The sequence below is a fragment of the Aeromonas fluvialis genome (assembly GCF_000819885.1).
Classification (GTDB): Bacteria; Pseudomonadota; Gammaproteobacteria; order Enterobacterales; family Aeromonadaceae; genus Aeromonas; species Aeromonas fluvialis.
The window spans coordinates 1-2004 of the sequence record NZ_CDBO01000019.1 but is presented as its reverse complement, the minus strand read 5'-3'; the positions used below and the strand labels follow the sequence as shown (position 1 = coordinate 2004).

Here is a 2004-nt window from a genome sequence, read left to right as displayed (position 1 = left end):
TTGGGATGTTATTGGGTGATCGACATGGATGTTATTACGCGATCGGCATGAATGTTATTGAGCGATCGCCATGTGTGGGAATACGCAGATGACTTCACCGGCTGAGCGGTTCGAGCGCAATAAGATGAGCGTTCTGAATAGGATGAACTGGGATCGATGCCCGTGAGTGTGTCAGAAAAGAGAAAGCCCCGTCGATACGGGGCTTTGTGCTTGATATTGGTTGAGGGGCCTGGCGAGCAAGCCCGCTGTCATCAATGCAGTATGTCGCCCATAAAATAGGCAAGCAGGGTCAAAATGACGGTGAAGACCAGGTTCAGCACCAGGCCTGCCCGCATCATCTCACGCTGCTGGATATGGCCACTGGCGAAGACAATGGCATTGGGCGGGGTAGCTACCGGCAGCATGAAGGCGCAGGAGGCGCCGACAGCGATCAGCACTGAGACGACAATGGGAGAGACTCCCAATGCTTCTGCGACCCCGGCAAACAGGGGTACCAGCAGCGCAGCGGTAGCGGTGTTGGAGACCAGCTCGGTCAGGAACACCACGAAGGCGGCAAGACAGAGCAGGATGACGAAGATCGGCATGGCAGAGAGGGCACTGGAGAGGTTCGCGGCCAGGAAAGCGTTGGCTCCGGTCTGTTTGAGAATGGCACTCAGCGTCAGGCCGCCGCCGAACAGCAGCAGTACGCCCCAATCGGTGTTCTGGTTGATGTCATCCCAACTGGCGACACGGCTGACGGCGATGGTGATGATGGCACCCATGGCGATAAGGGCATCAAATTGAGGGGTCCCTCCCAACGCCTGGGCAATAGGCTGGGAGCCAATCCACAACAGCACAGTGGTCAGAAAGATCAACAGGGTCACCTTGCGCTGGCCAGTCCACTCAATGGTCACTCGCTCGGTGCTGACCTGATGTGAGAGGTTGGGGCGGGTCACCAGATAGAGCAGGCCGATGCCTACGGGCATGAAGATAAGGACTACGGGGATGCCAAATCTCATCCAGTCGGTAAAGCCTAGACCCATTTGGGCTGCTGCAATGGCATTGGGCGGACTGCCTACCAGGGTGCCAATGCCGCCAATACTGGCGCTGTAGGCAACGCCAAGCAAGACGAAGACCAAGGTGCGACGCTCCTTATGGAGGTCGAGACCTTTGAGCATGCCAAGGGCCAGCGGCATCATCATGGCGGCGGTGGCGGTATTGCTGATCCACATGGAGAGTGCCGCCGTGATACTGAAGAGTACGATGGCAGCCCAGCCGAGGTGTCCCTTGGCGAGCTGCATGACCTTACCGGCAATCTGGGTGTCTAGCCCCTGCTTGGAGAGCGCTGCCGCCAGGGCAAAACCGCCAAAGAAGAGGAACAGCACCGGGTTGGCGAAGTCGGTCAACGACTTGCTCATATCAAACACCCCGAGCAGGGTGGCAAGCACCGGGATGGAGAGCGCGGTGATAGTGATATTCACCGCTTCGGTCAGCCAGAGAATGGCGATAAAGAGCAGAATGGCCAGCCCCTTGTTGACCATGGGGTCAAAAGGGAGCCAGGCGAGCATGGCGCATAGCAGGAGGAGATCAAAGATGACGATCCCGGTCTTGATATCCAGCCAACGAGATGGAGTTGCGGGTACAGACGATGTGTGCATATCGTTCTCTCGGTTAATTTATGGTTGTTTTTGTGTTGCCGAGATTACATCCATTCACTTGTTTGAAACAGACTCACATGGTGAAAATCAGCCTCTACTCACATACTCATTGATAAAATCAGGAAAAAATACATAAAAACAACGCCAATGAAACATAATTCAAACATCCATGAGCTGTGCCAGCCACTGTTTGAACATGTTTTTAGCAGATGCCCCGTAAACCCTCGCCCAATCGGGCGGGGAGATAAGGGGAGCTAATCTGGAGTGTTCTGCGAGGCCACATACGCCTTGAGCGTTTCAATAGTGGCCCCGCCAGCACTGCAAGCAAAGTAAGAGCGCGACCACAGCACCCCACTATTACTCTGCT

2 protein-coding genes are annotated in these 2004 nt (G+C 55.4%); both read right to left on the bottom strand.

The genetic code is table 11. The features are described 5' to 3' along the window. Positions 1–251 precede the first annotated feature (251 nt). Complete coding sequence (locus BN1125_RS04810) at positions 252–1637, bottom strand: SLC13 family permease (protein ID WP_042010991.1); 1386 nt, start codon at positions 1635–1637, stop codon at positions 252–254. A gap of 254 nt (positions 1638–1891) precedes the next feature. Beyond that, positions 1892–2004, bottom strand: a 113-nt coding sequence (locus tag BN1125_RS18405) for a transposase (RefSeq protein WP_208854212.1), incomplete at its 5' end; no start/stop codon positions are given.

Bases quoted from the DNA above. Each gene is read 5' to 3' on its own strand.
- BN1125_RS04810 (WP_042010991.1), bottom strand. From the start codon at position 1,637: ATGCACACATCGTCTGTACCCGCAACTCCATCTCGTTGGCTGGATATC.